Raw genomic sequence first — 23,715 nt, forward strand, 5'->3', positions numbered from 1 at the left:
GTAAGCCCCTTTCTTTTATCGTATAACGTCTTCTCTTGTAATCGCATTCATAAATTCGTAAAGCTCTTTCTTATCAGGCAAGCCTTCAATATCACCCTCTACGGTTACGACCATAGCTCCTATAGCGCACCCTCTTCTAACTGTTTCTATCAAAGAAGAATTATCTATTAGTCCCGATAGTATCCCAGCGGCGAACCCATCGCCAGCTCCTACTGGATCTATCACTCTAGCAACTTTAAAGCCTTCTACGTAAGCGGATTCATTTTCAGTTGAATAATAAGCTCCCTCCTCGCCTAGCTTAATAACGACTAGCTCTGCACCTAATTGATGAAGCGCTGATGCAATGTCTTCAGGGTTATCTTTCTCAAATAAAAACTGACCTTCATTCACTCCTGGTAAAATAACATCTGCATATGTAGCCATTTTAATGAGTGTTTGACGCGCAGTTTCTTCATCCCAAAGCGTCTTGCGTAAATTCGGATCAAACACTATTTTTACACCATTTTTTTTAGCTGCTTTCATCGCTTGAAATACAGCTTCGTGGCAGGAATCGCTTAGTGCAGGTGTAATCCCTGTCACGTATAAGTATTTGGCAGAAGAGATGTACTCTTCATTCATATCATGTGGATTCATAAAGCTTGCTGCTGAACCTTGTCTGTAATAAAACACTTTACTGTTCATTTCATTTGTTTTTTGCTTTAAAAAAAGACCTGTAGGAGCATGATCATCAAATATCACATGTCTTACATCTATTCCTTCTCCTTTTATACTTGAAAGAATTCGCTCTCCTAACTCATCTTTTCCTAATCGGCTAACCCATCCCGTTTGATAACCGAGTTTTGACAGGGCAATTAACGTATTGCTTTCTGCCCCTGCAATTTTCGAAGAAAAATCTTTAGCGTATCGCATCTTTCCATTCGAGTGTGGGGTAAACAGAATCATTGTTTCCCCCATGCTTATCACATCCATTTTACCCCTCTTTTCATTTATCTCTTCGCCTCTTCATATCCAGCAATAAAAGATATGTTAGTTGCTGTTTGAAGCAGCCTTTCTACAATAAACTCCTTATGCTTCAGCATTCTTTCCTTAGGACCAGCTACACTAATAGCAGCTTGAATGCTTCCCTTTGCTCCAAATACAGGTGCAGCAAGGCAAAACAACCCTTCCTCATTTTCTTCATCATCAATTGCATAGCCCATTTGGATAAAAGAGTCTAGATTGTCATTAAGAACTTTTTTATCTGTAATTGTATAATCCGTAATAGGTAGCAGCTCCGTATGTTCAAGCAGCTGTTCTCGCTGATCTTTAGGAAGAAAAGCTAAAAAGGTTTTTCCTAATCCAGTACAATAGAGCGGCTTTCGGTTACCAGGCTGAGCTGTTGTTCTAATAGAGCGATTATTATCAATCTTAACAACATAGACCAACTCTCCATCCGACAGCAAGGCCATAAACACAGTTTCTTGAACATCCTCCATCAGCTTCTTTAAATACGGTTTTCCTTCTGAAGAAATATCCAACGATTCCATAGCCGCTGCTCCAATTTGAATTAGCTTTGGCCCTAGCTTGTACTTCTTTAATGAGTCCTGATTTAAATACCCTTCATTATGAAGTGTTCCCACAAGATTAAACGTACTGCTTTGCGGAAGCGAAAGTAAATCGCTAACTTCTTTTACTGTTAACCCCTCGGGATGTTGAGCAATCAATTCAAATACCCTTAATACACGTTCTGCTGATTTTACCGACATAAAGAAATCCTCTCTAAATCACATATGTGATTTTAAATTTTATATATGATTTACTGATTTAAATATTATCATAGACAGATCATTAATTCAAAATATTTTTATAAATCCAACAAAAATATTTATGACAGAAAATGAAAAACTAGATTTATTGATCTAAAAGCCGTTTTAATTGCTGAAACAGGTATTATATTAACCTAACTTATTTTTTCACTTCTTCCAAAGCAGCTTTAATAATATTAATTATGACCTGGAATGGGTTAACATGAAGAATTTTCTATGTCGTTAAAGAAACATTGGACGAATTATTTTGGATAGACAAGGAGTGATTTTGAATGAAAAAGATAGTTGATCAGAGGTTCACCTTTTTAAATTTGCAGCATATTAAAATTGCATATATTATTCAAACACTTGGAGTTTTACTTATTCTTGGTCATGATTTCTTAAAAGGTGGATTAGAAAAGATGAAGGCAAATTCACTATGGGTTTTGTTCATTCTATCTAGCGTTGTATACGGCTATTTATCTCTAAGTATTAGCGTAGAACAGGAAAAAGAAATAAAAAGACCTTTTCGCTCTTTTTTGCTGAGTTTATTCGTCCTGTTAGTAATCGGTTCAATTACTGCCTATTTAACATCTGTGACTTCAGGATTTAATTGGAGTAATGGAGTATTATTTGGAGGCATTATTTTTGTATGCGGTCTTATAGCCATGAACTATGCGTACCATTTAAGAAAAAACAACAAAATGAATGGGAAGATGATGAATAAAAGAAGACCTTGTTCAAGGTCTTCTTTATTTCTACGGATAATTCACATTACGATAACTAGAAGTAACCCTATTTTATGCTATCAATACTTCACATTAAAATTTAGATGATTCCATATACCTTGGGTAGCTTGCTCAGTTTATAAAATTCACCCTAATTTGCGTTTGAATCCTTTACTAGCTAAAAAGTAAGCGATGACCATGATACCTAGGCACCAGGCGAGGGCACTCCAGATATCGTTGCCAACTGATCCTTCATACAAGAGTGCACGAATTGTATTCACGATTGAAGTCACGGGCTGGTTCTCAGCGAATGCACGAACAGCTTTAGGCATCGTTTCAGTGGGAACAAAGGCGGAACTAATAAAAGGCAGGAAGATTAGCGGGTACGAGTAGCCTGTGGCTCCTTCCATAGATTTTGCTGTCAATCCTGGAATAATGGCCAACCATGTCAGGGCTAGCGTAAACAGCCCGAGTATCCCGGCTACCGCAAACCAATCTAGGATATCAGCGCTGGAGCGGAAACCCATCAAGAGCGCGATGAGGATAACTACTACGATAGTAAGCGCATTGGAAACAAAAGATGTCAACACATGAGCCCATAATACCGAAGAACGTTTGATAGGCATAGTAATGAAACGGGCCATCAGTCCACTTTTCACATCATTAAATAGCCGCACGGAAGTGTAAGCGACTCCGGATGCGATAGCCATCAGCAGGATTCCCGGCAATAAATAATTGACGTAATTGGCTGTTCCTGTATTTATAGCGCCACCAAACACGTAGACAAACAGTAGCATCATCATAATTGGCGTAATTGCCACCGTAATGATCGTATCCGGGCTGCGCATAATATTTCGCATCAAACGTCCTAGTAATACACCTGTATTGTTTTTCATTTATATTTCCTCCTTTTTGCCGATGATTACGAGGAAGATTTCCTCCAATGTTGGCTGTTTCTCAATGTATTCCACTTTTGCTGGCGGGAACATCTCTTTAAGTTCGGTAAGGGTACCGGTTTTGATGATTTTTCCGCCATGTAGGATGGCTATCCGATCTGCCAGTTGTTCAGCTTCCTCCAGGTACTGAGTCGTGAGCAAGATGGTCGTACCATCGCCAGCAAGCTCTTTGATGGTGTTCCAGACTTCAATCCTGGCTTCCGGATCAAGTCCGGTCGTCGGTTCGTCGAGAAAAATAACGGCTGGCCTGCCAATCAGACTCATAGCTATATCAAGTCGGCGCTTCATTCCACCGGAATATTGATCCGCCCGGCGATTGGCTGCATCGGTCAAGCTGAATCTTGCAAGAAGATTGTCAGCTACTTCATTAGGATTAGATACCCCTCGCAATTTGGCGATCATGATCAGGTTTTCCTTCCCAGTAAGCATGCCGTCTAACGCTGCGAACTGCCCCGTTAGGCTGATGTTCTGGCGGACGTCAGCCGGTTGACGTTGGACGTCAAATTCGCAAATACTTACTTCGCCGCTATCAGCCTTCATCAGTGTTGAAAGAATGTTAACTGTCGTCGTCTTGCCTGCTCCATTTGAACCCAGCAGTGCAAAAATTTCACCGCGCTGCACCTCAATATTCACCCCTTTTAAAACTTCTTTGTCTTTAAAAGACTTTTTTAACTCTTTTACAAAAATAGCTGTATTTCTCATGCGTTTTTCCTCCTTTTAAAAAGCTCCACAAGTCTGCTCGCTAGAACTGTCATGATGTAACTAAGCTGAGCGTCTCGTAGAGCTAGTTTTTTTATACTCTACTATTAAGTCTGACTTATATTCTGTATTACTTAGTACCGAGTTTAAAAAATGACCGAATAGCGAAAGTAACTAGCTATTCAGTCGATGTTATTGATTAAATTTATTTTTTCCTAATCGTTCCTTAATACTCTGATTCAAATCTTCACGATACTTAACCATATAAGTTTTAGCATTTGCCACTAATTCGTCAGCAAAGGAAGCCACATCGTCTCCCGTAATTTCGAGCACCTGTCTACCTTCTGCAGCACCTGCTTCGAATAAATCAATTAATTCATACTGTATGTGTAGCATATCCATTCCATTGCCCGATGAGAAATTCCACATGTAGTTTTGAATTTTTTTAAATACAAACTGATAGTCCTCTGGCAAGGCTTCAACCCGTGCCATCATCATTTTATACTCTTTTTTATCACCAATCATTTTTTTAAATATTTCCAGCATGTCATTTTTCCTCCTTTTTATAAAACTTCATAAGATGCTTTAAAACTATCCGACGGTCTATCTTATGAAGTTAGTTTGACTTCAAGACGTTGATTTTTGATGATACAAAATCCCACCTTTTCCAAAACAGCTCAAGCTCCTTGTAGCCTGCCTCATTAAGCGAATAAAATTTGCGGGGTGGGCCCATATCTGATGGTTTTTTTTCTATATTCACAAGTTTTTTCTTTTCTAATCGTACGAGAATAGTGTAGACCGTCCCTTCCACGACCTCGATAAATCCAAGCTCGTTCAGACGGCGTGTAATCTCATAGCCATAGGTTTCATGCCGGCTGATAATTTCTAACACACAGCCTTCCAGCGAACCCTTCAGCATTTCAGTTAAATTTTCGATCTTCAGAACCTCCTCTATATCGTCTGACTTATATTCTGTATCACTTAGTACCAAGCCAATTTTCACTTAATAACTTTTAAAAATTAAGCTATTAAGTAATACTTAGTATATGTAGATTGTAATACTTAGTACTGGGCATTTCAACTATTTTTTAAAATATTTTCAAAATTATTTATGTTTTTTATTTTGGGAAAAGCTTATTAAATAAGATAAGCATAATTACAAAGTATGGAATCCATAATACAGTCCCAAAATAATTTAGTTTACTATCTTTTAAGTATTGACGATTAAGTAAATAATAAATGAAACTAAATACGATAATCAAAATCAACATAACTACAACTCCAATTTTTCGTGCTACTGCTACATCAATTTTTATTATTCTACTAATAAGATAAATATTGAAAATTAGTTTGATATTAATAAAAATCAAAACAGCATATAGTATACTTGAGAAATTTAATTTCAAAAACCAATTCATAACGTCCCTCCCTAAATGAAAAAAGTCCTCTATCAAGATAATAGAGAACTTTTTAAAACAGTTAGCCTAAAATGTAGAATAAGCATAGTAATAAAATATCAACAGGCAAACTAATACTTAGAAAAAGCAAAATATATTTTTTAGGTTCTGGACCTCTCTTCTTAATTGAGAAGAATTCTACTCCTAAATTGTTGATTGTAATTAGTAAAGCAAACATTACATAAAGCAAAACGTTTTCTTTAAACATATGCGTAAATAGTGGAGAGAATAAAATCAAAAAAGTAAACATTTGAAAAGATCCTCTTGAGAACAAGTCTATTTTACCGCCTAAAAAATCTTTGAAAGTGTTATCAGGACTCATGTTATATCACCACCTTATTATGATAAACAACCAGCAGCAGCACTAGCACCTAACCATACAGCACCAACTCCGGTGCCAATAGCCCATCCTGCAGGTCCACTTACCCCAGCAACAGTCATTAGGCCACTGAAAGCAGCAGTATGAGCAAATCCAGCAATCGAAGCTGCTCCACAGCCACTAATTCCTTGAATTGAAACTGTACCAGAAGACGTTTTACTTGCGCCAAGTTCTTTAAAAATTTGTTCTTTTAGTTCTTTACCTTCTGGGCTATCAATAATTTCGTTGAATTGTTCTACTGTAGCTGTTAGTTGATTGTATGAAGGAGAATCAAGGTTATCTTTTACTCTCTCTTTATTTTCAATGATTACTTGATTCTTATCTTCGTCGAATTTTACATACTTTAGAATATTATTAAGTTGTTCAACTGAACCTTCTAACTGGTTATAAGCATCAGAATCATTAAGATCATTTTTTAATTCCTCTTCATTAACAATGGTTATTTGATTATCTTCTTTACTGAACTCTAAATGCTCTAATATAGTATTAAGTTCTTGTTGTTCTGCTGTAGAAAGTTCCTGACTTTCTGCTGCATTTACGCTTACCGGCGTTCCCACAGCAGTAGACGTAAGTAATACACCAGCTGTTAAAGTCGTACATATGGAAAGTTTAATTTTCTTTGCAAATTGCATATCTATAAAATCCCCCAACCCTAAAAAATACTTTATATGTATTATCCTACCAGATATTCAAAAGCTTGAATTGTATTTCTAGTAATTTGAAAATAACATACTAGAATTATTCAAAAACCAGGAATTTCATTGTGATTCTTAAGGCTCAAATAAATTCATATATAGAGTCTAAAATCACCGAATTTTAACATATAAAGTGTATCTTCTAGGAGGAACAATAATTCTACGTTATTGCTAGTTGCCTTCAGATAATTTTTTTCAAACTGAAATTTTTTTATTTGAAGATGAATTAAAATGCTTTTACCGCGATATAGCATTTTCCGACGTTTTGTAATTCATAAAGTAAATAACGTCGTTGAATACACACTTTGTAAAAGCTGATACCTAGATTTTTTTCTCAGCCTCATTTATTTCTCTTTCAATAAGAGCCACTGAAAGCTCAAATGCTTGTATCCGTCTTTTAGCTAAAGTAATTTGAGATTTATATCTACCAGCATTTTCTTTAGCTTCAAACGTTTTTACTGTCTGTCTGAGTTTATGTAAAGTTGAATCGATTTGACGCTTTGCTTCAACTAATTCAGCTACATCAAATTTCATTTAAGTCTCTCCTTTTTATAATTGTTATTGGCAGCCTTCTCATATGAAAAAGCTGGTGCCTCATCTCTGTATAAAGCATATCATCAAGATCTATTCCTTGCTGCTCTATCTCTTATTAAATGACCATACATAAGAGTGAACAAATGCTAGAGTTTAACCCTCCCATTTATCTCCATCCGTAATCCACTTATCATTTTGCAAATCATAGCATGTATCATAATCATGAAAACTAAAATAGGTAGCTAACGTACTACCTTTTCCGTCTGCCTTATTTCGACACTCTACAAACCATTCTACAATGGCTTTTGTTTCACCTTCCTATATTTCCTGTGGGGAAGTTTTATAGAACGCCCAAAATCCATCTTCTTTGTCAACAGGTATACTATACATTTCAATCTCGTCAAACAAGTCGTAGATACCTGAAAAAATACTGCTATTTTCCCCTTTTCAATTTATATTGTTATTGTATAAAATGAAATTTTCTTTTCTCTTACTTAAATCTTACGTTTTTCTTAATTTTCTTTTTATAAAAATTAGAATTTTACCCTTTATATTAAATAGAATAATAGTCAAGCTCGAATAAAACCTGATCATCTATAATAAAATTTAAGGAAAAACCTTTTTGATCATACGATGTAAGTTTTCATTAGGTTAATTCTATGAAATGTAATAGATTATTCAGATGGAAAAAGGAGTGAATACAAATGAGTTTAGCCACCTATATAGGTTCGAATGTAGAATTACCTATTAATGACGAACTGGATGATATAGTTACTATTGGAAGTTGCTTTTCAGATGAAATGCATCGATTAAACATAAAGAAACATCATTTTACTACTTCTTATGTTTATGAAGTGTCAAGTGACTGGGGAATTGAAATTACGGAATATATGAATAAAAGCAGACTGAAAGAATCAAAAGAGAAACTACTTGCACTGTGTCAATTGATGGATCACTATCTTAAATCAGGAGATTTTTTTGAATTGTATAGTTGTTGGATAGGAGAAGAAGCTGAAGAGCGAGAAGGAGAACTAACGTTAAACATCAATTATTTTGATATAGATGCTATTAAAATGCCTGAAAAAACATTAGTTAGAATCGAGAAATAAACTTCCCTTATTATGCTAACAATTTTGTCGCATCTATAATCTGAACGCAAAAAAAGCTATTTCAATCGTATTGGCATCGGAGTGAAATAGCTTTTTCTACTTTACATTCAAGAGTGTGTTAGATCCTTATGGATATCTTCACATGTGAATTGTATCACAAACTTTTCTGCATGTGAAGATAAAAAGTGAAATTTGTATGACAAGTATCAAAAAAATAAAGAGCAGCCTCGTTTGTCAATGACGAAGTTGCTCTTTATAAGGGTTCATTCATACTTATCCGAGTACGAACGATAGCAGCATTATAACCTCTTTTTATTGTATCCTTATCTTTAGAGTCTTCTAGTCGTCTAACTCCTACTCCACCGTCACCCATAAGTAAGGATTTTTTACTAAATACCAATTCTCCTGTATATGCATAATTATAGTTTCGAATATACTCAGAATTAATTACTTCTTTTCCGTTGTAAATGCTCTAGCATATATAACCTTCAATTGTTAAATTAAAGGTTTATTTCTATATATTGTGTTATACTTTTAAACATGTATTACGGTTGTAGAGGAGTTTTCAATTGAAACAGAAAGAGATTTTTTCGTGGATTAAATCCATTATTATTGCCTGTATTCTGGCTTTTGTGGTAAGAGAGTACCTATTTACACCTATAATAGTAGACGGTGAATCGATGATGCCGACTTTAAAAGACAGTGAACATATTATTCTTAATGAAGTAGGTAAAAATAAAGTAAATAATATAAGAAGATTTGATATTATCGTTTTTCATGCTACAAAGGAAAAAGACTATATTAAAAGAGTAATCGGTTTACCTGGTGATCATATAGAATATCGCAATGACACGCTATATATAAACGGTAAAAAATATGAAGAGCCTTATCTAGACCAATATAAAAAAGAAATAGGAACAGGCCCATTAACTGAGGATTTTAAACTTGAAGATTATACAGGCAGCAAAACCGTTCCAAAGGGTCAATTATTTGTCATGGGAGATAATAGAATGTACAGCTTAGATAGCAGATCACCTAAAGTAGGAACAATCTCCGTAGACAAAATCGTAGGAAAAGCCAAATTAGCTTATTGGCCTTTAAAAGAATTTCAATGGATTAAGTAAAATCTCTTAAAGCTCCCTTATGAAAGGGAGCTTTTTCTATTTCTTTGCCAGTCTGTCACATGAAATGAAGCATTGTTGCTTTAAGTCCCACACTAACTGTAGCCCCTGTTTAAATTCACTTTTCCTTATATTTTCTGCGAAAGTGAGAAATAGCTGACGCTCCTACAGCAGCAATCAAAACTGAAAAAATGGTAGATAGCGTATCATTGGCAACAAACATCTTCACCAAAAATGCAGATAGCAAAATAGCTACAAAACCTATTCCTAAATATGAAAGATTAATAATTGATAACTCCAGCTATAACGTTATTCCTATGTAAAAGGTTTTACAATTAAAAACATAATGAACATAATAACGGTAAATAAAGCCCCCAGAAGAGCAAAGTTAAGTGGCCTATGAGTATCTTCATTAGCCTTTACAAACAGCTTGGACCATCTTGTATACATCACTAATTTTGTACAAAGACTAAACAAAACGCCTGCAATGATTGAAGCAATTGCTATTTTTAAGATATGAATTCACTCCTTTCTAACACAACAGAAGGATATCCATAACCTAACATAAAAACCTATATAATACAAAAGTCTAAGAATCATAGGAAGTAGTCTTTCCACTTTCTATGCCGCTACTGGTTAACCGCTCTACATAGTATCTAACGATTCAATGCTTTATTGGTTGGCCATTAAATCTTTCATTAGTTGTACCGGTTTAATACAAAAATAAAATAGCGTTCTTGAAGAACGCTATTTAAACTGGATAATATATGATCATACTTAATTTAGCTAATGTTTTTCCGCGATTATAATAAGAATGAGCTCTATCAGCTTTGAACCTAATAGCATTCCCACTCTTTATCGTATATTCATTGCTATTTACACTTATAGTGAGTTCACCTTCAAAGACAGTTATGAACTCTTCAGTCCCTTCCCTATGCGAATCAGCGTCTAGAGATCCACCTTCTTCTATTTCTACAGAATAAACTTCAAAGCGTCTATCATCCTCGAAGGGAAAATAAGGGTAGACTTGATATTTTCCGTTGTCTTCAGATAATATTTGAATGTCGGTTTTTGAAATGACTTTGGTGTCTGGCTGAGGATTATTTATTAATGAAGTAAAAGAAATTTTTAATCCATTAGCTATTTTCCAAATAGTTGTAATTGTAGGACTCGATTCTCCTCTTTCAATTTGCCCTATCATTGTCTTGCTTACCCCAGTTAATTCTGCAACTTTTTCGAGACTTAATTTCTTACTTTCTCTAAAATTTTTTAGGTTTTTGGCGATAATAAGATTTATTTCCTCCATAAATACACTCCTATCACTATATACAATATAACGACCATAATGTAAAATAAAAAGCACGACGTTATATCGTCCTTTTTGAACATTATAATATACATATTAGAGGAGGTACAAATATGCCATTATTATCATTTTTGCTATATATTTTTGTGACCAGTTTTACCCCTGGTCCTAACAATATTATGGCCATGTTATTTGCTAACAAATACGGTTTGAGAAAGACTACAAAATTTTGTTTAGGAGTAGGTGCAGGCTTTCTCGTAGTAATGTTGTTATGTAGTTATTTTAATGTTTTACTCCAAAATTCCATCCCAAAGATTGAGTTTTTCATGACGGTCTTAGGAGCAATCTATATGGTCTATCTAGCTATAAAAATTATTTTGAGTAAAGATGATGATAAAAATAACGATGAAAACAGGAATAACAGTTTTTTCATGGGGATGCTTTTACAATTTATAAATCCAAAAGGTATTCTGTATGGTATAACGGCTATAGCAACCTTTATTCTTCCATATCACAACTCGAATTTTAGTTTAATAATGTATTCTTTATTTCTAGCTTTTGTGGGCTTTGTAAGTACTTTCTGTTGGAGTTTATTTGGTTCGGTTTTTCAAAAATTTCTCTCAAAGTATAAAAGCCAGTTTAATATAGTTATGGCTTTATTATTAATGTATAGTGCAGTCTCCATTCTTATCAAATAACTTGCTTATTTGATTAAGGATCCATTTTAACAATGGAATCATTTTAACGTTAGAAATATTCGTTTTATTAAAGAGTCAGTACTTCTCTTATGCGAAATATTAACCCCTCCTTGAACGTTATAACGTACATATTGTACTTTATATCACTATTTTACTTAAAAATATAAATTGACCAGTTATGCATAATTCGAGAAGGATACTCTTATGTATCTATTGATTTGCTTACCTTTTTAATTTTATAAAATATGATCAATATTAATTTGTTATGAAATTTCAATAGTTATTTAATATTTAGCTACAGCAGCCCATTTCTACACAAAAATTAGGTTAGAAAATTTCAGGGTAGATATAAGACGAGATATAAAATACTACCATATTTATAAAAAAGAGTGTTTTTCATGCAAGTCTTCCAGTTTCATGAGTGATCGAAATGTTGATAATTTAACAATGTATAAGGTCGTGTATAAATGAGAGAGTCAAAAAGTGAACGACCCCCTGTGTATTAAGGGATCGTTCTTTTATAAATTAGGGAAAGAATGATCATGGTAACTAACTTTGATGGAGTATACAATGTATTGAGACACAATATTATATTAACTAGTTTAACTCTTTTTCTTTAATTTCAACGATTAAGCCAATGCCATTTAAGCGCTTCTTTTTCGATTCTTTTAACAAATGCATCCTTACCATCACTATAGCCCTCGATATCATTGGGAAATCTATGAGCTAACTCAGCTTTTAATGCTCCATATTCATTGCTTATCATTTGATTTTGACGAAGATAGTCTCTAAAAGATAAGTGTCTTTCAATCTCTTGAATATTATCATACTGAAAAGCGTGAATTTGATGGGTGCGATTATCCCCACCTTTACGGTAATACCTTCTTCTTTTGATTCCAAACTCCCCCATTACTTCATATCCGAGCTTCTCAAATTGGTCTGAGTAATTATCTAACCTTCTAATGTCATTAACTACCAATAGAATATCAATAATAGGTTTTGCTTTTAAGTTTTGAATAGAAGTACTTCCAATGTGAAAAATATTTACCAATTCTTTTTGAAGCATTTCCTTAATTGAGTATTCTTCGTTTAGATATTCGTACTTCCAATTTGGATTATGTTCAACTACTGTAATATTCATTTTTCTCCCCCTTAATCCTTGATCACATGGACAATATATTAAAGGATTAAATTGATTGCAAAAATCTTAGTATCTTCTAAATTATAATATATGCCTTCTTAGAAAAGTATTTATGTAAACTAGCTTTCTATATGGTATACATCGTTATATTTTAATCTTGAGATAAGTAAATCCAGTTCATTTCATCAAATTCTTCGATAATATAATTTGAACCTATATCCTTTAAAATTTTATTAAAAAATTTTATATTAACGTCATGATCATACAAATCTTCTTGAATGTATTCCGTAATAATAAAATTTGTTAAATTTGTATTATTAACAAAATCTGAAAAGAACGATTTTAGAAAAAATGAATCTTCTTCATTTAATTTTTCATCATTAATTAATGAAATCCTAAACACATTTAAAATCGCGTTAATATCTTCTTCCTCCATATAACATAATGGATCTAGTTTTTTATCTTCTTCTGTAAATGGATTTCTCGTGTCTTCAATGACTACATAAGATAAAATAGTTCCCTCTCTTTCTACGTGAAAAATTTCTAAATCACGCAATTTTAAAATTCTATGAAGTGCTATCATAAGTTCCCCCTGCTTAAATATTAATTTAGGATATTTTAATAGATTAGATATTGCGTCTTGCATGGAAATCAACCGCAGTGTAACAAGCGATTCGCTCATGCATTCCATTCGTTCGTCTGTAGATTGTATTGATTTCGTTATGTCTCATTCCCTGTTCATTTTAATACATATAAAGCGTAATCCTCTTCATTCGAAAACCCAAGTTTATTGGCTAGTGCTTTAGATGCTTTATTGTTATTGTCGCAATCCCAAGCAGGCATAACGTTTTTTTCTAAACATTTATTTATAAACGCCTGGCCCACTATCTTTCCTAATCCTTGTCCTCTATAGGTAGGGTTAGTCACAATATCAATTTCAGCTATTGTTCCACTATGAAAAATAGACACACATTCAGCGATAATCTTTTCTTTATGGATAAGACAAACTCCTAATCCGTTTTTCAGAAAATTACTCTCTGATCCCCAGTACTCCACTATATATGATTCATTGAAATTCTCACTTTTTCTTAAAGAATCAGCGTTAAAGTCTTTTAACTCATAGAGATGGGACGGGCTGTACGTAGAATGAACTTTTGAAGGAAGAAACCTATACTTAGAACGCGTCATTTTCTTTACATACGTTTTGAAAGTTTCGTCAAAAACAGTTTCCCAGTCAGTGGATGGAGTAAAAACCGTAAACCGTTTCTCCTTACCATACACGTTCTCAACAAAATAACGATAGAGAAAGTTATTAAATACCACGTCATTTCCTTGTCCAAATACATAATAGTCACCTGCACCTATTCTAAGAAATCCTGATAATGGCCTCACAATATCATTTACGTACACAGCTCCTGGAATAACATGATTAACAACAGAAAAAGCAAATGTAGGAGTCTTAAATGACGCTTCTAATATGTTGTTTATCTTGTAATAATCTTTCGGTTCCAAACAATGCATTTTATTTCCCCCTTAATAAATATCAGTGTCTTCATTATATAAGTGCATGCACAAATTTAGTTATCATAATGTGCTTTATCGATACAAAAACAGCCCGAGGAATAATTAAAATAAAGGTTAATTACTCTTTTTCAGGAGAGCTAACTCAAAAAAATTTCATATATAAGTTTGTTATAATAAAGATTGTTAAAAGCAAGGAGGAGTATAAGTGCACATAAGAAAACATGAAAGACAGGCATTTTATGCCGGATGTCAATTCGTAGATATAGAAGATGATGGAAATGAACATGGCTTTCCTTTACTTATCATGTATCCTACATACCAAGAAGAACAAGTTGAAAAGATGGGACCTTACACGATAAGCGCTGCGCAAGATGCTCCGCTTTCAAATGGATCATTTCCTTTAGTAATTATTTCTCATGGAGATGGTAGCACGCCTCTTGTTTATCGAACCATTGCCCAGTTTTTAGCACGTAATGGTTTTATTGTAGGGGTACCTCAACATCCGTTTAATAATCGAGAGAATAATACACTATCTGGAACAATAGATAACCTAAAAAATCGGCCTAATCATATACGTACTATAATCGATTGGTTTTTAAAAGAAAGTTCCTTTTCGCCATCCATTAAATCAAATAATATTTCTCTTATTGGGCATTCCATGGGAGGATATACAGCTCTTGCTGTAGCAGGTGGAGTTCCCACTTCTTTTCCTTCTGAATCTCCTGATCAAAAGCCTTATTGTTTATCTGTTGATCATGACAAGCGGGTTCAATCACTGATTCTTTTAGCGCCAGCCACCGGATGGTTTAGGGAAAAAGGAGCCCTTGAAGACGTGAATATACCTATTTTAATGATTACAGGCGAAAAGGATACGATTACTCCTTCTTTTCACGGGGAATTTGTATTAAATGGTGTTTCTGATCCGGAAAAAGTTCAGCATATCGTTGTAGAAAATGGAGGGCATTTTTCATTTCTCAGCCCATTTCCCGACTTTATGAAATCTCCTTCTTTCCTCCCTTCTCAGGATCCTGAAGACTTTAATCGCAAGGAGTTTCATGAGGACCTGCAAAACACTATATTGAACTTTTTATTACATTCTTTTTAACAGATTAGTCAGTTGTATCATCTTTTCTTTTGAAGCAATTATATCTAGAAAGAGAAGTTAAAATCTCTTAGAAACCGATGAGCTTCTAAGGGATTTTTATTTCTTATAAGGCCCATTATGCTAATCTCCTTCTTTCTTTTTAAAAAGAAGTCAGTATTTACAAATAAATATTTTTAAATTCAAAAAACATAACACGCGATCTTGTTAATCTGTAATAATTAAGAAATAGAGATATATAGAAAAAGTGCTGCTTATTGAATTGATATTTTTGCTCTTTTACAAAACAAAAGGGGGATTTACAATATGGCTTTAAAAAAAGGTCAGCTAAGCGGACATGTATTTTTGGCTAAACTTATTACACAGTACGCAATGATTCATGAAAAAACGGTAGGCCCCGTAGCTGAAGAATATATTAAACAAATTGGTATTCGTACTGGAGAGTGGATGGAAGACTTTTATAGCGATAAGCATGAAAAGTGGACGGTAGAGGAATATGCAGAAGTTATAATTGACCTTAAAAATTCAATTGGAGGTCACTTTGAAATTATTTCCGTTCATCCAGATCATGTGGTTGTAAGCGCTACCCAATGTCCATTTGGTGACGTCGTACAGGATGCTCCTCATTTATGTAAGATGACGTCTAGTGTGTTTGGAGGAATTGCAGCTCGTAAATTTGGCTATGGAAAAGTGAGCTTGCGCCAACGTATTGCTCTTGGTCATCCAATGTGTGAAGTTGCTATATATTTTACAAAGCACAGTGAAGAAAATGGAGATGTGTATGAAGATCTTCCTATTACCCCTTCTTATGGTAACCCTTTCAATTGGGAAGAGGAAACGATTTATATGCTTAATCAAGAACTTCGAAGAAGCGATGAAATGATTGAAACCCTTCTTGCGGAATTAGAAGAATTACGTAAATAGCATTGTATTACCACACTTAACTATTAAGACATTTTGTTCTAATTAGAGAAGCAAAACAAGACGTACAAAACAAAGAGCAGCCTTTAATTAAAGGTTTGCTCTTTGTTTTTATCACTCATTTTAATTATTATGGTAAGCAGAAAAAATAAAGTAAAAGTTATTATAGCTATTTAGGGATTTTATTTGTAATCTTATGCTTAAGAATCAGATGCGTCACCCTAAAGAATCCTTGGAGCGATCAGAATGCCTTTGTTAATTGCATGAACTGATAAAAAAGAAGCGCCCTCCGGCAACTTCTTTTCGCTTTTCTTATTCATACGTCAGATTTTCACTTACAAAATAATCATTTATACTTAGTCTCTTAAAAATGACAGCAGCGCTTCGTTAAATTCGTGTGCATGCGTTGCATTTAAGCCGTGTGGACCGCCTTTTATTAAAGCTAACTTGGAACCAGAAATGGCTTCATACGTTCGCTTTCCGCTATATTCGAATGGAACAATCTCGTCTGCATCACCGTGAATAATAAGAGTAGGTATTGTAAACTTGGCTAGATCGTCTCTGAAATCCGTTTTGCTGAAAGCATCTATACAGTCTAGTGTCCCTTTAGGCGATGCGGCTGCTGCAATATCCCGGTTGTAAAGTCGAAATGGTTCGCTGACTAAGTCATTTCCGTCTTCTACCCCAAAAAATGTTTTTGTAAAATCATCAAGAAAAGCTAAGCGATCATTTTTTACGCCGTTTTCAAATTCTTGGATTCCTGCATCATCTAATGCTCCTTCAGGATGATCTTCTGACTTATAAAGAAATGGTGGTACAGCTCCTGCAAATACAGCTTTTTCTACTCTATCTGTTCCGTAAGTTCCTATATAACGAGCTACTTCTCCGCCGCCCATTGAAAACCCGACTAGTGTCACATTTGTTAGATCCAAATGTTCTAGCAGCTGATGTAAATCAGCAGCGAATGTTTCATAATCGTAGCCGTCCCATGGCTGAGAAGACTTTCCGAATCCTCGGCGGTCATACGTTATGACTCTGTATCCAGCCTCAACAAGAGCTGGAACTTGATATTCCCAAGATCGTCCGCTTAGCGGCCAGCCGTGAATTAAGACAACCGGCTTTCCTGTCCCATGATCCTCATAGTATAGTTCAATAGGTGCTTCATTTTCTGTTCCTACATTAATTTTTGCCATTTCGCTACCTCCATTATATAGTCGTTCTTTATTTGGTTAAGTGGTCGTAAACTTAGCGTAGACAATAAAAAAGATGGCTAACTCTCCTACGATGAGGGGGCCCGGGACGACTAAAAATAAGTTAATAATAAAAAATACAGCTAAAATCCCTAAAAACAAGCCTAAATGATACACTTTCAAACGATGTTCTTCGAATCTATACTGGTGAAAAACAAGAGTGGTTGCCATGAAGTAAAGCAGCACGGATCCGAATACAAAATATAAGCTGAATGTGTACTGAACTTCATGTAAAAACATGAGCTTAATCGATGCTGCAATCATGCTTAGAGACATGAGGATAAGTAAGTGTCCGTAAATAATCGTTTGTCCGGCTCTTTGAATAGACTTGTTCACTTTCTTTTCTACGTTCTCAAAGTACTGCCACCACATGGCGATGATCAGGACAAATGAAATAACCGAAAATAAAATGGTATTCCAGTCCCCTTTTTGTGGCTGTATCACAGCAAGAATGCTGACAACGGATTCTCCAAACAAAATTAATGTCAGTAACGCAAAGCGTTCTAACAAATGAGCCGTGTTGGTCGGTAATTTCGCCAGTCGCTTATGTCCTAAAATAGGTAAAATCATGTCCACTGCAATTCCTGTATATAACACGGCGTAGCGGACCCATGAATCAAAAAAGAGCGACAGAAGCGAGATAACAATCCCAATTCCAAAGCATGTTCCTAAAAACACAGCAACTTTTTTTCTCTCACTCTGTTCAAATTTTTGGACAATAAGATATTGAATCGAGGTTAACGCTCTTAGCCCGATATAGCCAATCAAAAAAGACACGTAATATTGATCAAAATCTACGGACAGGCTTGAGATCATGATAAGAACAAACAGCATTTGAAGAATCATAAAGATGCGCTGATGCAAAAAATCTTGTCCAAATCGATTGATAAACATCGTTTGTCCCGTCCACGCCCACCATATCGGAATAAAGATCAGTACAAACTTTAACAAATACTCTCCATGAATATACCCTTGTTCAACGTGAAGCAAAACATGCGTAGCAGTCGCAACGGCTGCCACAAACAACAAATCATAAAAAAGCTCCAGCCACGTAACTTTTTTTTCTTCCACTACTCCGCATCCCTTCCTATCATCTATCAGGCTGTCGTTAATATACTTTATTTTATATACAAGAGACGCATATTTCATGACAGGCAGCGTAGTAAAAGATAGGTGAGCCAGCTGTTCATCAGCCGGCTCACCTATCTAACAATTTTCTCTTATGTCGTTACGTTTTCTCCGTCACATAAATGATCCACAGATGCCATTCTACTTTCATGTCTTATATGTAAAGAGAACGACCTTTAGCAAAACTTAATTTCTGCTACGTTAGACACTCTGCTTGCTGAAATCGCGCTGAGCTCCTCTATAGCTGCCCATTAAGTTTTGATAACCAGGAAGATGACTAGAAATTAAATTGCCAAAACCTTCAACGTCGTTGCGCCAGTCACGCTGCAGCTCGCACGCTACGCTAAACCAGTTCATAAGCTGTGCGCCTCCGTGAGCCATACGCGTTAATGCTGCATCTGCGACTTGCTTATTGAACGTTCCGGAAGCATCTGTCACAACAAACACTTCGTAGCCTGCTTTAATGGCAGAAAGTGCAGGAAAAGCAACGCAGACATCTGTCACTACACCGGCGATAATCAGCTGTTTTTTCCCGGTCGCTTTAATGGCTTTAACAAACTCTTCGTTGTCCCACGCGTTAATTTGTCCAGGACGAGCTATTTTTGGCGCATTAGGAAACAGATCAACGAGTTCTTGCATGAGAGGGCCGTTGGGGCCATTTTCAAAGCTAGTTGTTAAAATAACCGGTAAATCAAAGAATTTAGCCGTATCACCAAGAGCCAATACGTTGTTTTTAAATTCATCAACACCATAGTCACGTACAAGGCCGGAAATAAGCCCCGTTTGGTGGTCAACTAAAAGCACGGCAGCATCATCTTTTGAAAGGCGAGAGTAAAGATCAGACATTTTATAATCCTCCTTAAATTAAGGCAAGTAAGGATACACGTACCTCTTCCATTCCTTACAAGCGGTCTATAATTTGAACGGTATTTTGGATTTCATTTATGATCTGTTAGGTAAAACATGTATAGAAAGAAAAGCTATTTCTGAGGTGAAAGTTCGTGAGGTGTGTTCTCTCTCTTAATCTAGAACAGGAACAGGCGCTTGATCAATCCAATGAATGAACTGCTGTAGGTAGCGCTGAAGATAACGTTTTGTTGATTCATCGGTTAGTACTTTTTGTTGCGCATCAATTTTTTCATGAACTTGCGAAATCAGCATTTTTTGAAATGGTAAAACGTTGACTTGCATAGCTTCCAGTACTTCTCTCGTTTGCATTTGAGCAAAAGCCGTACCGAAGCCTCCTGGAGTCGCTCCAATGAGACCAACTGGTTTTCTGTTTAAAACAGAAGAAGTCCGAGGTCTTGATGCCCAGTCTAAGGCATTTTTCAACACTCCTGGAATTCCTGAATTGTACTCTGGACTAACTATAATAACGCCGTCAACATCTTGAATCGCAGCTCTAAAGGATGCGACAGATTCTGGTGATCCGTCAGCTTCTAAGTCTTCATTAAAAAAAGGCAGGCTGCTTATTTCAATCCAGCGATATTGAGCTGAGTCATCTAATGTAGTCAATGACTCAGCAATCATTCGGTTATACGAATTCTTTCGTAAGCTTCCACAAATAAGACCAATGGTTTTTGTCATCTATTCACCTCCTCACTTGGAATTAATTTCATATTACCACGGTGTTTCAAATATAGATATTAGTTTTATATATAGATAAATTAATTCCTTCTTTGTACCTAATGTAGGATTGAACTAGCGTTTTACTATTACTAAAAGAATTCTTTCATTAAAATTTAGTCTAATTCTCTCACTTCAAAAGGAATCAAAGCTCTTTCAATTTGATCTCGATGGGTTTCGTACTGTTCAGGCAGCATGAGTTTTTCTCCCATTGTTTCAAGTGACTCATCATGAGCAAAGCCTGGAGGATCTGTTGCAATTTCAAATAGAATTTCTCCGTGCTCTTTAAAGTAAATCGCATTAAAGTAATTTCGATCTCGAACAGCTGTTACTCCGTATCCGCTGTCGGCTACGTATTTCTGCCATTCTAATTGATCTTCATCATCTTTTGCTCGCCATGCAATATGGTGAACTGTTCCAACACCCATTTGCCCGCGTCCAATGGTTGTTAATTTTAAATCGATGACATTTCCAATGTCAGCTGATGATTGAAAACGTATAAAATCACCTTCTTGCCCTACTTTTTCCAAACCCATTACGTTTTCTAATAATTGAGCTGTTTCATCAGGTCGAACGGATAATAACGTAGCGCCTCCGAATCCTTTAATAGCAACATCAGGTTTAATTTCACCAGCTTGCCACGTGTTCTTTTCGCCTTCTTCTCTTTCCACAATCTCTAGATGCAAACCATGAGGGTCGTCAAACTCTAAATACTGTTCTCCGAATCGCTCCATCTTTGTAGCTGGAACCCCAAACTTTGCTAATCGCTGTTCCCAAAAGTCCATCGCACCTTTTGGAACCACATAGGAAGTTACCCCAACTTGCCCGTCGCCTATTTTTCCTTGTCGTGCATTTGCCCACGGGAAGAATGTAATAATCGTTCCAGGTTTTCCGCCTTCATTCCCAAAGTAAAGGTGATACGCTCCTGGATCATCAAAGTTTACCGTTTGTTTGACCAAGCGTAATCCTAGCACGCCCGCATAGAAATCAACATTTTCTTGAGGATGACCTACAATCGCCGTGATATGATGAATACCCGCTGTTTTTTTATTCATTACTACCATCTCCTTCGATACATTTTTCGTCATATGTTTCATTATCCCTCTTAAAATTACAACTATTTATCGCAAATATCTCGAATTCGAGATATTAATCAAAAAATAAAAGCGTCTTTCTTGTTTCAACCTATTTTCTCTTTTAGAAAATAAACGTGTCTAATGCATAATACCCTGGTCCTGCAATTGCTACACCGATTGCTACAACTAAAAGCGTAAGATTATATTCATAGCCATTTTGTGTTGCCCAGTATCCATTCGGACCGTGTACTTTCACAATAGCCATGACCATTGTTCCGGCAATCAAAAGCGCTCCTAGCGGTGTAAGAAGTCCTGCAGCAAATAAAGCTCCTCCTACTAGCTCGGATAATCCAGCCATTAACGCCATTCTAACACCTGGCTTCATTCCGATAGATTCAAACCATCCTCCCGTTCCTTTTAAGCCGTGGCCGCCAAACCATCCAAATAATTTCTGAGTTCCATGTGCCATAAAAGATAACCCAATGACTAAACGTATTAACAATAAACCAATACTCATCATTTTTTATTCCTCCTATTTTTTCATCAATTTAAAATCTCGAATTAAAATATCTCGAATTAAGGATAATTATAAAATCATATGGTTCTACTGTCAACATGAATTTTATTATTTTTTATAGAAACATTTAGCGACTTATTAAAAACATATTCGTTATTATGTATGGATATGAACATCAGGATGGAAAATATAACAGCTGAACTTTATTGATCCTGTTAAAAGCAGGATAGTTTTTGAGACGCAACTATACTTAATGATTCTGAGCCAAATTAAGACCCTTTTTTTGTTTCAAAACTAGCCTCAAAACCTATAAACAGAGTCATATACATAAATAAAAGAAGCAAACGCCTTATCACTGGAGTTTGCTCCTTCTTTTCTGGTACATAGAGAATGCCCAACTGTTAGATAGTACTTGTTGTGTACAACTAACGAAAGTTTTTTCTACTTTTAAATATTTAAGACCTTTTATTAAATGAGCTCAAACACGCGGATCCATTTGCAATTTAGTTCTCTAAAGCTAATTGTACTTTATACTAAATCATAGTTTAACTCTTACCTCCGTACCGTCAGTAGCTTTGACATCTACTAGTACCATTCCCTTATGTTTCTTCAGTTCCTTAACAATAGGCTTTAGCATGCTTTTATCTATTATCGGAAAAGTGAAATTCAGCCCTTTTCTTTTAAAATGCTCTTTTGTCCATTTAATCGCATGCTTCTGGATAAATTTCGAAAAAGCAACGCTAATAGCAATGTTTAAAAGAGCATATGGAACTAGAATGCTAAATCGAACATCTTTTGTTTTCACTTTTACATGAATCATAAGCGAACCATTACTCAATGATGACCGAAACGGTATCTCCGTTTGCTGATTTAATATCAACAATTTGGCCATCTAACTCGTTTTCAATTGCTTCAACAATCAGGTTTATGTCTATATCTTTTACATATTTTTCTGATTGAGGAATACTTGCTGCGATGCTGTGTCCCGCCATCAATACCAGCTTGACAAGCTTTATTGGCAAATTAACCTTCACATTATCATTTTCAGTTGAAACAACTCGAATTTTTAACGTTTTATCTAGATACGCATTCGGTTTCTTCAAAAGCTTATTGCCTGTTTCTTCTTTTTCTTTTAATACTTGTATCAGTTCTGATCCCTTTTCTGCATCAATTTTGCCTTCTTGAACCATTGTTAACACTTTTGTAATTTCCTCTTTCATAGACAATACCCCTATTCTTCTTTTAAGAGCTTGATGGCTTCTTCTGCTGTAATTTCACCATTTTCTAACATAGACACAACTTTTTTCTCATCTACTTCATTTTTCTTCTTCTCTACATATCCAAGAGATGTAATGATGTCATTAAGCTTACCTCGAACGGTTGGATACGAAACGCCCAGTTCCTTTTCCACTTCTTTGATATTTCCTCTGCATGTTAAAAATACTTCTACAAAATGAAGCTGATCACTCGATAAAGATGCCAGCTTAGATAATTCAAACTCATTTTCAATCGTCGTGTGACAATGGGTGCACTGCAGCTTTGTAATTTTTAATGTTTCACTGCAGACAGGACAATTTGTAAGTACTTTATAAGCCATAATCAAATCTCCTTCTTTTAGTTAACTTGATTATACAACAAATACTTAATTTTAAAAATAATAAAATTAAATTATTTTAACTAATAAATTAAATAAATGAAGTTAAATGTTAATATTATTAATATTATTCTTCAACCCACACACAAAATCAAATAAAAAAGAGAAGGATTTTACCCTTCTCTTAAACTACATAATTGTTTTTCAACTATCATTTAATCAATCTATTCATCCTGCAATTTGAGCCCTAGTAAAAGTTCCATTTATATTTCCTTCTACAATGATGCTATGTCCTGCAAAAATATCTCCATCAAAGAAGTAAAAATCAAAATTACCTTACCTTATATATAAGGCAGGTAATTTTTGATTA

General features: G+C 35.1%; 29 protein-coding genes and 1 pseudogene. 6 read left to right on the forward strand and 24 right to left on the reverse strand.

Annotated elements, in window-relative coordinates; translation table 11 throughout:
- Nucleotides 1–15 precede the first annotated feature (15 nt).
- Nucleotides 16–969: a sugar kinase gene (locus OK414_RS19235; RefSeq protein WP_047933474.1), complete on the reverse strand. Its 954-nt coding sequence runs from the start codon at nt 967–969 to the stop codon at nt 16–18.
- A gap of 17 nt (nt 970–986) precedes the next feature.
- Nucleotides 987–1,745 (reverse strand): IclR family transcriptional regulator, encoded by a 759-nt coding sequence (locus OK414_RS19240; RefSeq protein ID WP_034649889.1) that lies wholly within the window; start codon nt 1,743–1,745, stop codon nt 987–989.
- A 332-nt stretch (nt 1,746–2,077) separates the two neighbouring features.
- Here OK414_RS19240 and OK414_RS19245 point away from each other — a divergent pair, with 332 nt between their 5' ends.
- A complete protein-coding gene (locus OK414_RS19245) occupies nt 2,078–2,620 on the forward strand; it encodes a hypothetical protein (protein WP_252342881.1) in 543 nt (180 codons plus the stop codon).
- A 38-nt stretch (nt 2,621–2,658) separates the two neighbouring features.
- On the opposite strand, the gene OK414_RS19250 is transcribed toward OK414_RS19245, so the two are convergent.
- The 8 genes from OK414_RS19250 to OK414_RS19285 form a co-directional block, all read right to left on the reverse strand.
- On the reverse strand, nt 2,659–3,408 hold the full coding sequence (locus OK414_RS19250; protein ID WP_034649887.1) for an ABC transporter permease: 750 nt from the start codon (nt 3,406–3,408) through the stop codon (nt 2,659–2,661).
- Nucleotides 3,409–4,170 carry an ABC transporter ATP-binding protein gene (locus tag OK414_RS19255; protein ID WP_263044944.1) on the reverse strand — a complete coding sequence of 254 codons (762 nt, stop codon included), beginning with the start codon at nt 4,168–4,170 and terminating at the stop codon, nt 3,409–3,411. It lies immediately after the preceding gene.
- A 189-nt stretch (nt 4,171–4,359) separates the two neighbouring features.
- Entirely contained in the window at nt 4,360–4,713 is a 354-nt protein-coding gene (locus tag OK414_RS19260; RefSeq protein WP_095378486.1) for a DUF1048 domain-containing protein, read from the reverse strand.
- A gap of 70 nt (nt 4,714–4,783) precedes the next feature.
- Nucleotides 4,784–5,104, reverse strand: coding sequence for a PadR family transcriptional regulator (locus tag OK414_RS19265; RefSeq protein ID WP_028414817.1), 321 nt, complete (start codon nt 5,102–5,104; stop codon nt 4,784–4,786).
- Nucleotides 5,105–5,285: 181 nt separating this feature from the next.
- Nucleotides 5,286–5,585, reverse strand: coding sequence for a hypothetical protein (locus OK414_RS19270; RefSeq protein ID WP_051975565.1), 300 nt, complete (start codon nt 5,583–5,585; stop codon nt 5,286–5,288).
- 61 nt (nt 5,586–5,646) lie between these two features.
- Nucleotides 5,647–5,946: a hypothetical protein gene (locus OK414_RS19275; RefSeq protein WP_034649883.1), complete on the reverse strand. Its 300-nt coding sequence runs from the start codon at nt 5,944–5,946 to the stop codon at nt 5,647–5,649.
- Nucleotides 5,947–5,963: 17 nt separating this feature from the next.
- Nucleotides 5,964–6,635, reverse strand: a complete 672-nt coding sequence (locus OK414_RS19280) for a hypothetical protein (RefSeq protein WP_051975564.1) — start codon at nt 6,633–6,635, stop codon at nt 5,964–5,966.
- A gap of 384 nt (nt 6,636–7,019) precedes the next feature.
- Entirely contained in the window at nt 7,020–7,232 is a 213-nt protein-coding gene (locus tag OK414_RS19285) for a hypothetical protein (RefSeq protein WP_205661768.1), read from the reverse strand.
- A 704-nt stretch (nt 7,233–7,936) separates the two neighbouring features.
- Between OK414_RS19285 and OK414_RS19290 the strand changes: the two genes are divergently transcribed.
- Entirely contained in the window at nt 7,937–8,341 is a 405-nt protein-coding gene (locus tag OK414_RS19290) for a hypothetical protein (protein ID WP_016766301.1), read from the forward strand.
- A 569-nt stretch (nt 8,342–8,910) separates the two neighbouring features.
- On the forward strand, nt 8,911–9,465 hold the full coding sequence (gene lepB / locus OK414_RS19295; protein WP_034649879.1) for a signal peptidase I: 555 nt from the start codon (nt 8,911–8,913) through the stop codon (nt 9,463–9,465).
- Between the two features lie 748 nt (nt 9,466–10,213).
- Here lepB and OK414_RS19300 read toward each other — a convergent pair.
- Nucleotides 10,214–10,825, reverse strand: coding sequence for a helix-turn-helix domain-containing protein (locus OK414_RS19300; RefSeq protein ID WP_080743151.1), 612 nt, complete (start codon nt 10,823–10,825; stop codon nt 10,214–10,216).
- A gap of 56 nt (nt 10,826–10,881) precedes the next feature.
- Between OK414_RS19300 and OK414_RS19305 the strand changes: the two genes are divergently transcribed.
- Nucleotides 10,882–11,466, forward strand: coding sequence for a LysE family transporter (locus OK414_RS19305; RefSeq protein WP_034649876.1), 585 nt, complete (start codon nt 10,882–10,884; stop codon nt 11,464–11,466).
- A gap of 622 nt (nt 11,467–12,088) precedes the next feature.
- Here the strand turns inward: OK414_RS19305 and OK414_RS19310 are convergent.
- The 3 genes from OK414_RS19310 to OK414_RS19320 form a co-directional block, all read right to left on the reverse strand.
- Nucleotides 12,089–12,607 carry a GrpB family protein gene (locus OK414_RS19310; protein ID WP_028409911.1) on the reverse strand — a complete coding sequence of 173 codons (519 nt, stop codon included), beginning with the start codon at nt 12,605–12,607 and terminating at the stop codon, nt 12,089–12,091.
- Between the two features lie 151 nt (nt 12,608–12,758).
- Nucleotides 12,759–13,190 carry a terpene synthase gene (locus tag OK414_RS19315; protein ID WP_258357235.1) on the reverse strand — a complete coding sequence of 144 codons (432 nt, stop codon included), beginning with the start codon at nt 13,188–13,190 and terminating at the stop codon, nt 12,759–12,761.
- Between the two features lie 155 nt (nt 13,191–13,345).
- Nucleotides 13,346–14,128, reverse strand: coding sequence for a GNAT family N-acetyltransferase (locus tag OK414_RS19320; RefSeq protein WP_263044945.1), 783 nt, complete (start codon nt 14,126–14,128; stop codon nt 13,346–13,348).
- Between the two features lie 208 nt (nt 14,129–14,336).
- Between OK414_RS19320 and OK414_RS19325 the strand changes: the two genes are divergently transcribed.
- Nucleotides 14,337–15,236, forward strand: a complete 900-nt coding sequence (locus OK414_RS19325) for an alpha/beta hydrolase family protein (protein ID WP_095378508.1) — start codon at nt 14,337–14,339, stop codon at nt 15,234–15,236.
- Nucleotides 15,237–15,539: 303 nt separating this feature from the next.
- Nucleotides 15,540–16,157, forward strand: coding sequence for a methanogen output domain 1-containing protein (locus OK414_RS19330; RefSeq protein ID WP_095378509.1), 618 nt, complete (start codon nt 15,540–15,542; stop codon nt 16,155–16,157).
- A gap of 353 nt (nt 16,158–16,510) precedes the next feature.
- Here the strand turns inward: OK414_RS19330 and OK414_RS19335 are convergent, their stop codons facing one another.
- From OK414_RS19335 to OK414_RS19380, 10 genes and pseudogenes are all read right to left on the reverse strand, one after another.
- On the reverse strand, nt 16,511–17,347 hold the full coding sequence (locus OK414_RS19335; protein WP_263044946.1) for an alpha/beta fold hydrolase: 837 nt from the start codon (nt 17,345–17,347) through the stop codon (nt 16,511–16,513).
- A gap of 36 nt (nt 17,348–17,383) precedes the next feature.
- Nucleotides 17,384–18,475 (reverse strand): low temperature requirement protein A, encoded by a 1,092-nt coding sequence (locus OK414_RS19340; RefSeq protein WP_263044947.1) that lies wholly within the window; start codon nt 18,473–18,475, stop codon nt 17,384–17,386.
- 258 nt (nt 18,476–18,733) lie between these two features.
- Nucleotides 18,734–19,378: an isochorismate family cysteine hydrolase YcaC gene (gene ycaC, locus OK414_RS19345; RefSeq protein WP_025753100.1), complete on the reverse strand. Its 645-nt coding sequence runs from the start codon at nt 19,376–19,378 to the stop codon at nt 18,734–18,736.
- A gap of 174 nt (nt 19,379–19,552) precedes the next feature.
- Nucleotides 19,553–20,119, reverse strand: coding sequence for an NADPH-dependent FMN reductase (locus tag OK414_RS19350; protein WP_029323469.1), 567 nt, complete (start codon nt 20,117–20,119; stop codon nt 19,553–19,555).
- A gap of 155 nt (nt 20,120–20,274) precedes the next feature.
- Complete coding sequence (locus tag OK414_RS19355) at nt 20,275–21,213, reverse strand: ring-cleaving dioxygenase (RefSeq protein ID WP_263044948.1); 939 nt, start codon at nt 21,211–21,213, stop codon at nt 20,275–20,277.
- Between the two features lie 142 nt (nt 21,214–21,355).
- Nucleotides 21,356–21,754 (reverse strand): DoxX family protein, encoded by a 399-nt coding sequence (locus OK414_RS19360; RefSeq protein WP_205661777.1) that lies wholly within the window; start codon nt 21,752–21,754, stop codon nt 21,356–21,358.
- A 535-nt stretch (nt 21,755–22,289) separates the two neighbouring features.
- The gene (locus OK414_RS19365) at nt 22,290–22,571 is read right to left on the reverse strand and encodes a hypothetical protein (protein ID WP_263044949.1); all 282 of its coding nucleotides are present in this window, start codon (nt 22,569–22,571) and stop codon (nt 22,290–22,292) included.
- Between the two features lie 10 nt (nt 22,572–22,581).
- The gene (locus OK414_RS19370; RefSeq protein WP_016766321.1) at nt 22,582–22,971 is read right to left on the reverse strand and encodes an SHOCT-like domain-containing protein; all 390 of its coding nucleotides are present in this window, start codon (nt 22,969–22,971) and stop codon (nt 22,582–22,584) included.
- A gap of 11 nt (nt 22,972–22,982) precedes the next feature.
- Nucleotides 22,983–23,348, reverse strand: a complete 366-nt coding sequence (locus tag OK414_RS19375; protein ID WP_034649855.1) for a DUF2089 domain-containing protein — start codon at nt 23,346–23,348, stop codon at nt 22,983–22,985.
- Nucleotides 23,349–23,573: 225 nt separating this feature from the next.
- A pseudogene (locus OK414_RS19380) lies at nt 23,574–23,669 on the reverse strand (DUF2262 domain-containing protein); the annotation flags it as partial.
- Between the last annotated feature and the right edge of the window lie 46 nt (nt 23,670–23,715).

This window comes from Priestia sp. JV24 (assembly GCF_025910025.1).
Lineage (GTDB): Bacteria > Bacillota > Bacilli > Bacillales > Bacillaceae_H > Priestia > Priestia megaterium.

Coding starts and splice junctions, on each gene's coding strand:
- OK414_RS19235 (WP_047933474.1), bottom strand. CDS start 969: ATGGATGTGATAAGCATGGGGGAAACAATGATTCTGTTTACCCCACAC.
- OK414_RS19240 (WP_034649889.1), bottom strand. CDS start 1,745: ATGTCGGTAAAATCAGCAGAACGTGTATTAAGGGTATTTGAATTGATT.
- OK414_RS19245 (WP_252342881.1), top strand. CDS start 2,078: ATGAAAAAGATAGTTGATCAGAGGTTCACCTTTTTAAATTTGCAGCAT.
- OK414_RS19250 (WP_034649887.1), bottom strand. CDS start 3,408: ATGAAAAACAATACAGGTGTATTACTAGGACGTTTGATGCGAAATATT.
- OK414_RS19255 (WP_263044944.1), bottom strand. CDS start 4,170: ATGAGAAATACAGCTATTTTTGTAAAAGAGTTAAAAAAGTCTTTTAAA.
- OK414_RS19260 (WP_095378486.1), bottom strand. CDS start 4,713: ATGCTGGAAATATTTAAAAAAATGATTGGTGATAAAAAAGAGTATAAA.
- OK414_RS19270 (WP_051975565.1), bottom strand. CDS start 5,585: ATGAATTGGTTTTTGAAATTAAATTTCTCAAGTATACTATATGCTGTT.
- OK414_RS19275 (WP_034649883.1), bottom strand. CDS start 5,946: ATGAGTCCTGATAACACTTTCAAAGATTTTTTAGGCGGTAAAATAGAC.
- OK414_RS19280 (WP_051975564.1), bottom strand. CDS start 6,635: ATGCAATTTGCAAAGAAAATTAAACTTTCCATATGTACGACTTTAACA.
- OK414_RS19285 (WP_205661768.1), bottom strand. CDS start 7,232: ATGAAATTTGATGTAGCTGAATTAGTTGAAGCAAAGCGTCAAATCGAT.
- OK414_RS19290 (WP_016766301.1), top strand. CDS start 7,937: ATGAGTTTAGCCACCTATATAGGTTCGAATGTAGAATTACCTATTAAT.
- OK414_RS19305 (WP_034649876.1), top strand. CDS start 10,882: ATGCCATTATTATCATTTTTGCTATATATTTTTGTGACCAGTTTTACC.
- OK414_RS19310 (WP_028409911.1), bottom strand. CDS start 12,607: ATGAATATTACAGTAGTTGAACATAATCCAAATTGGAAGTACGAATAT.
- OK414_RS19315 (WP_258357235.1), bottom strand. CDS start 13,190: ATGATAGCACTTCATAGAATTTTAAAATTGCGTGATTTAGAAATTTTT.
- OK414_RS19320 (WP_263044945.1), bottom strand. CDS start 14,128: ATGCATTGTTTGGAACCGAAAGATTATTACAAGATAAACAACATATTA.
- OK414_RS19330 (WP_095378509.1), top strand. CDS start 15,540: ATGGCTTTAAAAAAAGGTCAGCTAAGCGGACATGTATTTTTGGCTAAA.
- OK414_RS19335 (WP_263044946.1), bottom strand. CDS start 17,347: ATGGCAAAAATTAATGTAGGAACAGAAAATGAAGCACCTATTGAACTA.
- ycaC (WP_025753100.1), bottom strand. CDS start 19,378: ATGTCTGATCTTTACTCTCGCCTTTCAAAAGATGATGCTGCCGTGCTT.
- OK414_RS19350 (WP_029323469.1), bottom strand. CDS start 20,119: ATGACAAAAACCATTGGTCTTATTTGTGGAAGCTTACGAAAGAATTCG.
- OK414_RS19355 (WP_263044948.1), bottom strand. CDS start 21,213: ATGAATAAAAAAACAGCGGGTATTCATCATATCACGGCGATTGTAGGT.
- OK414_RS19360 (WP_205661777.1), bottom strand. CDS start 21,754: ATGATGAGTATTGGTTTATTGTTAATACGTTTAGTCATTGGGTTATCT.
- OK414_RS19365 (WP_263044949.1), bottom strand. CDS start 22,571: ATGATTCATGTAAAAGTGAAAACAAAAGATGTTCGATTTAGCATTCTA.
- OK414_RS19370 (WP_016766321.1), bottom strand. CDS start 22,971: ATGAAAGAGGAAATTACAAAAGTGTTAACAATGGTTCAAGAAGGCAAA.
- OK414_RS19375 (WP_034649855.1), bottom strand. CDS start 23,348: ATGGCTTATAAAGTACTTACAAATTGTCCTGTCTGCAGTGAAACATTA.